6 protein-coding genes and 1 pseudogene are annotated in these 9,229 nt (G+C 73.8%); 4 read left to right on the plus strand and 3 right to left on the minus strand.

Going from position 1 to position 9,229, the window contains the following annotated elements:
• The 3 genes from ppdK to MNZ27_RS22055 form a co-directional block, all read right to left on the minus strand.
• On the minus strand, positions 1 to 2,792 hold a 2,792-nt coding region (ppdK, locus tag MNZ27_RS22045), incomplete at its 3' end, for a pyruvate, phosphate dikinase (RefSeq protein WP_242396225.1).
• A gap of 190 nt (positions 2,793 to 2,982) precedes the next feature.
• Positions 2,983 to 4,038 carry an asparagine synthase-related protein gene (locus MNZ27_RS22050; RefSeq protein ID WP_242396226.1) on the minus strand — a complete coding sequence of 352 codons (1,056 nt, stop codon included), beginning with the start codon at positions 4,036 to 4,038 and terminating at the stop codon, positions 2,983 to 2,985.
• Positions 4,039 to 4,192: 154 nt separating this feature from the next.
• The gene (locus tag MNZ27_RS22055) at positions 4,193 to 4,444 is read right to left on the minus strand and encodes a sulfurtransferase TusA family protein (RefSeq protein WP_242396227.1); all 252 of its coding nucleotides are present in this window, start codon (positions 4,442 to 4,444) and stop codon (positions 4,193 to 4,195) included.
• A 90-nt stretch (positions 4,445 to 4,534) separates the two neighbouring features.
• Here MNZ27_RS22055 and MNZ27_RS22060 point away from each other — a divergent pair, with 90 nt between their 5' ends.
• The 4 genes and pseudogenes from MNZ27_RS22060 to MNZ27_RS22075 all read left to right on the plus strand — a co-directional run.
• Entirely contained in the window at positions 4,535 to 5,038 is a 504-nt protein-coding gene (locus MNZ27_RS22060) for a hypothetical protein (protein ID WP_242396228.1), read from the plus strand.
• 154 nt (positions 5,039 to 5,192) lie between these two features.
• Positions 5,193 to 7,214, plus strand: coding sequence for a DsbA family protein (locus MNZ27_RS22065; RefSeq protein ID WP_242396229.1), 2,022 nt, complete (start codon positions 5,193 to 5,195; stop codon positions 7,212 to 7,214).
• Positions 7,215 to 7,309: 95 nt separating this feature from the next.
• Entirely contained in the window at positions 7,310 to 7,705 is a 396-nt protein-coding gene (gene panD / locus MNZ27_RS22070) for an aspartate 1-decarboxylase (RefSeq protein ID WP_242396230.1), read from the plus strand.
• 120 nt (positions 7,706 to 7,825) lie between these two features.
• Positions 7,826 to 9,229 (plus strand): annotated as a pseudogene (locus MNZ27_RS22075) (anthranilate synthase component I family protein); the annotation flags it as partial.

Below are 9,229 nucleotides of genomic sequence, written 5' to 3' on the forward strand. Positions count from 1 at the left end.
CGGCCCGGCTGCGCGCGCTTCGCGCGGGTGCCGGCGGCCTTCGCGGCGCGAGGGCGGCTCGCCGCGCGGAGCTCGCGGAGCGCCGCCTGCGCCGCCGCGAGCCGCGCGATGGGGAGCCGGTACGGCGAGCACGAGACGTAGTCGAGCCCGAGCGCGTGGCAGAAGGCCACCGACGCCGGATCGCCGCCGTGCTCGCCGCAGATCCCGAGGTGCAGGTCCGGGCGGGTGGCGCGGCCGCCCTCGACGGCGACGCGCATGAGGGCCCCCACCCCCTCCTGGTCGATCGAGACGAACGGATCGACCGTCAGGATCTCCTTGTCCAGGTACGTCCGGATCACCGGCCCGGTGTCGTCGCGCGACAGGCCGAAGGTGGTCTGGGTGAGATCGTTCGTGCCGAACGAGAAGAACTCGGCGGTGCGCGCGATCTGGCCGGCGGTCACCGCGCCGCGCGGCACCTCGATCATGGTCCCGACGAGGTACCGCACCTTCCGGCCGCGCTCCCGGAACACCTCCGCCGCGACCGCGCGCACGATCGCCGCCTGGTCGTCGAGCTCCTTCACGGAGGCGACCAGCGGGATCATCACCTCGGGCTCGACCTTCACGCCCTGCTCGGCGACGTCGCACGCGGCCTCGAAGATCGCCCGCGCCTGCATCTCCGTGATCTCCGGGTACGAGATGCCGAGGCGGCAGCCGCGGTGGCCGAGCATCGGGTTCGCCTCGGCGAGATCCTCGACGCGCGCGCGGACCTGCTCGACGGTCCGCCCGGTGTCGCGGGCGAGCTGGGCGATCCCGGCCTCGTCGTGGGGCAGGAACTCGTGCAGGGGCGGATCGAGCGTCCGGATCGTGACCGGCCGTCCCGCCATCTCGACGAACAGCCCCCGGAAGTCCTCGCGCTGCAGCGGCAGGAGCTTCGAGAGGGCGTCGCGGCGCTCCTCGTGCGTCTCCGCGACGATCATCTCCCGCATCGGGCCGATCTTCCCCTCGCCGAAGAACATGTGCTCGGTCCGGCACAGGCCGATCCCCTGCGCCCCGAACGCCACCGCGACGCGCGCCTGGTCCGGCTGGTCGGCGTTCGCGCGGACGCCGAGCCGGCGCGCGGCATCCGCCCAGGCGAGGAGCTTCGCGAAGCGCTGGTACGTCGGCGCGCTCCGCGGGTCGCGGGCCCGGTCCACGAGGACCTCGACCACCTCGGGCGGGCGGGTCTCGAGGCGCCCCTCGATCACCTCGCCCGCGAGCCCGTCGATGGAGATCCAGTCGCCCTCCGAGAGCACGCGCTCCCCGCCTGCGATCGTCGCGACCGTCGCCCGTCGCGCCTCGTAGTCGAACGAGAGCGCGCCGCAGCCCACGATGGCGACCTTGCCCATCTGCCGGGCGACGAGCGCCGCGTGCGAGGTCATCCCGCCGAACGCGGTGAGGAAGCCCTCCGCCGCGGCCATGCCCCGGATGTCCTCCGGCGAGGTCTCGTGCCGGGCGAGGATGACCGTCTCCCCGCGCGCGCGCCACGCGGCCGCGTCGTCGGCGAAGAAGACGAGCCGGCCGCTCGCGGCGCCCGGCCCCGCGGGGAGCCCCTTCGCGAGGAGTCGGCCGTCGCGCACGGCCGCCGCCTTCCGGTCCGCGTCGAACACCGGGCGCAGCAGGTGGTTCAGCGCCTCCGGCTCGACGGCGAGGACCGCCTCCTCGCGCGACAGGAGCCGCTGCTCGGCCATCTCCACCGCGATCCGGACCGCGGCGAGGCCGGTCCGCTTCCCGCTCCGCGTCTGGAGCAGGTAGAGCTTCCCGCGCTCGATGGTGAACTCGATGTCCTGCATGTCGCGGTAGTGCCGCTCGAGCTTCTCCCGCGCGGCGAGGAGCTGGCGCGAGATCTCGGGCCACCGCGCCTGGAGCTCGCCGATCTTCTGCGGCGTGCGGATCCCGGCGACGACGTCCTCGCCCTGCGCGTCCACGAGGAACTCGCCGTAGAACTCGTCGGCGCCGGTGGCGGGGTCGCGGGTGAACGCGACGCCGGTGCCGGAGTCCTCGCCCATGTTGCCGAAGACCATGGCCTGGACGCTCACCGCGGTCCCCCAGTCCGACGGGATCCCGTTGAGCTGGCGGTAGGCGACGGCGCGGTCGTTGTCCCAGGAGCGGAACACCGCGCCGATGGCGGCGAGGAGCTGCTCGAACGGCTCCTCCGGGAACGGCACGCCCTTGCGCCGGAGGATCTCCGCCTTCTGCTCGGCGACGAGCTCGCGGAGCGCGTCCTCCGGCAGCTCCGAGTCGTGCCGCACGCCTCGCGCCCGCTTCTTCGCGGAGAGGATCACCTCGAACGGATCGCGGTCCTCCCTCCGCTCCGGCTTCAGCCCGAGCACCACGTCCCCGAACATCGCGACGAAGCGGCGGTAGCTGTCCCAGGCGAACCGCGGGTTCGCGCTGCGTGCCGCGAGCCCCTCCACGGTCCGGTCGTTCAGCCCGAGGTTGAGGACCGTGTCCATCATGCCCGGCATCGAGGCGCGCGCGCCGGAGCGGACCGAGACGAGGAGCGGGTCGCGCGGGTCGCCGAAGCCCTTGCCGGTGAGCGCCTCGACCTTGCGGAGCGCGGCCCGGAGCTCCGGCTCGAGGGAGCGCGGCAGCTTCTTGCCCGCGCGGCCGTACTCGCCGCACACCTCGGTCGTGATCGTGAAGCCCGGCGGGACGGGGATCCCGATGTTGGACATCTCGGCGAGCCCGGCGCCCTTCCCGCCGAGCAGGTCCCTCAGGTCCTTGTTTCCCTCCGCCTTGCCGCCGCCGAAGGAGTAGATGCGCTTCGCCGACATGCTTCACCTCCGCCGGATCTTGCAGATCGACCGGAAAGTCGTCGCGAGACAGGAGTGAACATGCTCGATCGATCCGCCGCGGGCGACAATGGGTCGCGGCGGACGTCCTCCTTGCGAGGCTGGCGAGGGACCGGCGGCTCGGGCGCATGCGAGCGCGCCCCCGGAAGGGGCGGGTGCGCGGCGCTCCGTGCTACACGCGAAGGGCCTCGAGCTTCGCCTCGTCGTGCTCCGGCTCCACCTCGTAGACCTCGACGAGGTCGCCCTCGCGCCACTCGACGGCGACCCGCGGCGCGTCCTTCCCCTTGCCGTAGCGCGCGACGATCCGCGCGGCGAGCACCCGCTCCTCCCAGGTCGGCACGCCCTCGACGAGCGCCACCGGGCCGAGCACGTCCCGCGCCTCCACCCGGGCGCGCCCCTCGACGTGGTGCTCGAGCAGCGCGTTCTCGACCTCTGTACGGCCCACGATGAGCTTCGCCCGCGGCGACAGCCGGAAGTGGCGCCCGGTGGAGAGCAGCAGCACGTCCTCGCGCTCGAGCCGCCGCGCCTCGCCCCGCGCCTCCCGCGCGTCGAGGACGTCGAAGAACTTCCGCGCGAAGTTCTCGTCGGTGAGGTAGCAGCAGCCGCCGGCCGGCTGCGGGTAGTCGGCGATCCCGAGCTGGGCGGCGAGCTCCATCTGCCGGTGGCGGGAGCGGCCGCTGATGTCCTCGAGGAGGGATCGATCGACGAGCCCCTCCTGCTCCGGGATGGTGGGCGCGAGGAGCTTCGCCGAGAGGGGGCGGAGGAGGCGGCCGTCGAGGCCGCTCTCGCGCTCGACGATCCGGAGCGTGTCGCGGCGCTGGCTCTTCGGGCGCTGGCCGAGCACCTCGCCGGTGAACACGAAGTCCGCGCCCTCCGCCTCCATGATCTCCTTCGCCCGGCGCATCATGAAGACGCGGCAGTCCACGCAGGGGTTCGCGTTCGCGCCGTAGCCCCAGCGCGGGTTCACGAGCATGTCGAAGTAGCCGCGGCCCGAGATGTCCACGTACTCGATGTCCACCTCGAGGTCGGCGGCCGCGCGGAGCGCCTCGTTGCGCGGGATCGTCCCGTCGGGGCGACCGCCCTTCCGGCGCTGCGTCTCGGTGATGCAGAACCCGGTGTAGAAGTTGACGGCCTTCACCTCGACGCCCTGCCGCCGCACGAGCGCGAGCGCGAGCGTCGAGTCGAGCCCGCCGGAGATCATCGCGATCGCCTTCGCCTGCCGCTTCATGCTGGACCTCTTCTCCCGCCAGTGCGGTCAATTCCAGGATGGGCGGGCCCTTGCCCGCCCCTCGCGCCCGAAGTGAATTCGGGCGCTTCACCCCACCCGCCGCCCCGGTCGCGCGGGGTCGGCCTGAGAGCTCGTCGAATTCCTCGACGAGCTCTCAGCGCGTCTGCTTCCGGACGAAGCTCTTCCAGGCGGTGCCGTCGCGGAACGTGCCGAGGTGCTCGTTGCGCGTCGCCTTGCACCACATGGGCATGTCGGTGGCGATGCCGGGATCGGTGGCGATGACGAGGAGCACCGCGCCGGCGTCGAGCCCCTTCACCGCCCGGGCGGTCTCGACGATGGGGAACGGGCAGAGCTGCCCCGAGGTGTCGATCGTCCGCGCAGGGAGGGGCATGTCCTCGAGGGGCATCACGGGGCTCTCCCTTTAGCGTCTCCCCCCGCGGCGGGCAACGTCCCGGCGCCTTGCCCGTCGCACGCGGCCGGCGGTACCCTCGCCCGGATGCCTCGCACACCCACTCTCGCCCTCGCCGCAGTCGCCGTCGCGCTCGTCTTCTCGGCGAGCCGGGCCGCCGCCCAGGAGGGCGGGCGGGCCGCCGTGACCACGTTCTCTGCGTCCCTCGCCGGCGGCGCCGAGCTCGGCCAGGACCACGGCAGCGCCGGCGTCGGGGAGCTCGAGCTCGCGGCCGGGATCGAGTCCCCGGAGCTCGGGCTGCGCGGCGAGCTCGCGGCGGCCCTCGGGCTCGCCCCCGACTCGCACGTCGCGCTCCGGCCCGGCGTCCGCTTCCAGCTCCCGGCGACGCCGTTCCAGCTCCGCGCCGCCCTCGACGCCGCGAACTCCCGCGGGCACGGGTTCGGCTGGCGCTGGCTCCTGGTCGGCTTCGCCGCGGAGATGCGGGTGACGAGCGAGCTCGGCCTGTACGCCGAGGTGGACACCGGCGTGCCGCTCAACGACGTGGCGGGGGTCCCCCTGCTCTTCCGCGGCGGCGCCGCCTTCCGGTTCTGAGCCCCGGCACGCCCCGGACCCGCGTCGGGGACGGCCGGCGTCGCCGCCGTTCCGGCCGGCCGGGGCCAGGCTCTGCCGGCGGGATTGTTTGTCCAGGCACGGCGGTTCTGCTACACCGCCGCTGCCGTACTCAACGCGAAGGAAGCGAGGAGCCATGAAGCACGTCTCTTGGGTGTTGGCGCTCGTCGTCGGATACGTGCTCGGCGCGGTCACCGTCGGCGCGATGAAGGGTCCGCCCCTCTTCGCCTTCGGACGCGGCGGCGCCGGTGCCCTGCCGGCCCCCGCGGCGCAGGCCCGGGCGCAGCGGCAGGTCGAGGACCCGAACGCCGTCTACCGGATCGCGGTGGATGACTCGCCGGCGCGCGGCCCCGCCGACGCGCTCGTGACCATCGTCGAGGCCTCGGACTTCCAGTGCCCGTTCTGCAAGCGCGGCGCGGCCACGCTGAAGCAGGTCGAGCAGGCCTACCCGGGCAAGGTGCGCATCGTCTTCAAGCACAACCCCCTCGCGTTCCACCCGAACGCGATGCCGGCCGCGCTCGCCGCCGAGGCGGCCCGCGCGCAGGGCGGTGACGCGAAGTTCTGGGCGATGCACGACAAGCTCTTCGAGCTCGCGCCGGCGCTCGACGCCGCGAGCCTCGCGAAGGCGGCCACCGAGGTCGGCCTCGACGCGACGAAGGTGACGGAGGCGGTGACCGCGCAGCGGGGCCGCGACCGGATCGAGCGCGACCAGAAGGTCGTCACCGGCCTCGGCGCCCTCGGCACCCCCACCTTCTTCGTGAACGGCCGCAAGCTCGTGGGCGCCCAGCCCCTCGAGCGGTTCCGCGCCCTCGTCGACGAGGAGCTGGCGAAGGCGGAGGCGCTCGTGAAGGCGGGCACGCCGGCGTCGGCCGTGTACGCGAGGATCGTCGAGCGGGGGGCCACCCAGCCCGTCTTCCTCCCCGGCGCCCCGGGCGCCCCCGGCGCCGCGCCGGGCGCCGCGCCGTCCGCCCCGCCGGCGGCGCCGCCGACGATCTACCGGAACGTCACGATCCGCACCGACGACCCGACCCGCGGGCCGCGCGACGCGAAGCTCACCGTCGTCCTCTTCTCCGACTTCCAGTGCCCGTTCTGCGGCCGCGTCGAGCCCTCGCTGAAGCAGCTCGAGAGCGCCTTCCCGGGCCAGGTCCGGATCGTCTGGAAGCACCAGCCGCTCCCGTTCCACTCGAACGCGATGCCGGCCGCCCTCGCCGCCGAGGCGGCCCGGGAGCAGGGCAAGTTCTGGCCGATGCACGACCGGCTCTTCGGGAACCAGAGCGCGCTCTCGCCCGACGACCTCGCCAGCGCCGCCCGCGCCATCGGGCTCGACATGCGCCGCTACCAGGCCGCGGTGGACCAGCGGACGGGCGCCGCCCGCATCGCCGAGGACCAGAAGCTCGCCGCCCAGGTCGGCGCGCAGGGCACGCCGACGATGTTCTTCAACTGCCGCCAGGTCGTCGGGGCGCGGCCGTTCGAGCAGCTCCAGGCCGTCGCCCGGGAGGAGCTCGCGAAGGCGGGGCGGCTCGCCGGCCCCGACGTCTACGCGAAGGCCTGCGCCGCGAACCTCGCCCTGCCCCCCGCCGCGCCGGCGCCCACCGTCGTCCCCGCGGCCGCCCCGGCGCCCGCGCCGGCCGGGCCGGTCCAGGGCCTCACGCTCCGCCCCGACGACCCGGCGAAGGGCGGCGCCCGCGCGCCGGTGACCCTGGTGGTCTTCTCCGACTTCCAGTGCCCGTTCTGCAGCCGCGTCGAGCCCACCCTCGCCCAGGTGGAGCAGGTGTACGGGAACAAGGTCCGGATCGTCTGGAAGAACCAGCCGCTCCCCTTCCACCCGAACGCGCTCCCCGCGGCGCTCGCCGCCGAGGCGGCCCGCGAGCAGGGGAAGTTCTGGCCGATGCACGACAAGCTCTTCGCGAACCAGCAGGCCTTGTCGGAGCAGGCGTACGTTCAGTACGCCCACGAGCTCGGCCTCGACCTCGCCCGGTTCGACGCCGCGCGCCGCGCGCCCCGGACCCGGGCCCGCATCGCCGAGGACCAGGCGCTCGCGGCGAAGGTGGGCGCCCAGGGCACGCCCACGCTGTTCGTGAACGGCGTGAAGATCGAGGGCGCCGTCCCGTTCGAGATGCTCAAGGCGGAGATCGACCGGCACCTCGCCGGCAAGTAGCGCCGTGACGGCCCGGCATCCGCCCCTTCGGGGGCCAGGCTGCCGGGCCCGAGCTTGCGAACCCCCGCCCGAGAAGGTAAGAGATTCATTCCGCCATGCGTCGGACGCTCTTCAAATCGAAGATTCACCGCGCCACCGTCACGCACGCCGACCTCGAGTACGAGGGCTCCGTCTCCATCGACGAGGACCTCATGGACGCGGCGGACATCCTGGAGTACGAGGCCGTCCACATCTGGAACATCACGCGGGGAACGCGGCTCCAGACGTACGCGATCCGGGGCCAGCGCGGCTCGGGCATCATCTGCATCAACGGCGCGGCGGCGCACCTCAACAAGCCGGGCGACCTGGTCATCCTCGCGACGTTCGCCGACTTCGACGAGGCCGAGGCCCGCAGCCTCAAGCCGACCGTGGTCCTCGTGGACAAGGCGAACAAGATCGTGGCCAGGGACGCCGCCGAGGTGGCCGGGCCTGCGCGAAGGGTGACGGCATGACGGTGTGTCTTTGGCGCCGCGACTGAAGTCCGGCCGCAGCCCGATCTCGAGACCTTCCTCTCGCTCTGCAAGCCAGGCCGTGCGGTCCCGGTCCGCGTCGAGGTCGACGCCGACACGGACACGCCGGTCTCGGCGTTCCTGAAGCTGTCCCGCGGCGAGGACCGCGCGTTCCTCCTCGAGTCCGTCGAGGGCGGCGAGCGGAGCGCCCGGTTCTCCTTCCTCGGCGCGCGACCGCGGGCGGTGCTCCGCTGGAAGCTCGGCGCGCCCGGCGATCCCATCGGCGCGATCCGCGCCGCCCTCGCCACCCACCGCGCCGTGCGCGTCCCCGGGACGCCGCCCTTCTCCGGCGGCCTGGTCGGCCACGTCGCGTACGACGCGGTGAAGCTGTTCGAGCCGCGCGTCCCGATGGCGAAGCCGGACGAGCTCGGCTTCCCCGACGTCCTCCTCATGGACTTCGACGAGGTCGTCGCGTTCGACGCCCTGCGCCACTCCCTGCACGTCATCTGCGAGGTCCGCTGCGACGCCGGCGACGATCCCCGCGCGCTGTACGACCGGGCGATCCGGCGGATCCGCGCCCGGCTCCGGACGCTGGCGCGCCCGCTCGTGGATCGCCGCGCGCGGCGCGTCACGCGGACGTCCGAGCTCGTGCCGCGCGTCGCGAAGGCCGACTACCTCGCGGCGGTCGAGCGGGCGAAGGAGTACATCCGCGCCGGCGACTGCCAGCAGATCGTCCTCGCCCAGCGGTTCGACGCCGAGGTCTCGGTCCCGCCGTTCGAGATCTACCGCGCGCTCCGCCGGGTGAACCCCTCGCCGTACCTCTTCTTCGTGAAGGACGGCCGCCGCGCCCTGGTGGGCAGCTCGCCCGAGACGCTCGTCAAGCTGCGGGACGGCGAGGTGACGCTCCGGCCCATCGCCGGCACCCGGCCGCGCGGCCAGGACGCCGCCGCGGACCAGGCGCTCGAGGCGGAGCTGCGGGCGGATCCGAAGGAGAACGCCGAGCACGTGATGCTCGTGGACCTCGGCCGGAACGACGTGGGGCGCGTCTCCGCCGTCGGCTCGGTGAAGGTCACCCAGCTCAAGACGGTGGAGCGCTACTCGCACGTGATGCACCTCGTCTCGGAGGTGAAGGGGCGGCTCCGGGACGGGCTCGGCGCGGTGGACGTGCTCCGCGCCGGCTTCCCGGCGGGCACGGTCTCCGGATCGCCGAAGGTCCGGGCGATGGAGATCGTGGACGAGCTCGAGCCGGCGCGGCGCGGGCCGTACGCGGGCGCGGTGGGCTACTTCGACCGCAGCGGCGACATGGAGATGTGCATCGCCATCCGGACGCTCATGGCGAACGGGCGGCGCGTCTCGGTCCAGGCCGGCGGCGGGCTCGTGTACGACTCGGTGCCGGAGGCCGAGTACCAGGAGACGCTGAACAAGTCGCGCGCGGTGTTCACCGCAGTGGCGCAGGCCGAGTCGCGGATCCTCGACGCCGTGGCGCGGCCGCCGCGCGCGGCGGGCGCGCCCGCGCCGAAGCCCGCC

Origin of the sequence: Anaeromyxobacter oryzisoli (assembly GCF_022690765.1) — a bacterium.
GTDB lineage: Bacteria > Myxococcota > Myxococcia > Myxococcales > Anaeromyxobacteraceae > Anaeromyxobacter > Anaeromyxobacter oryzisoli.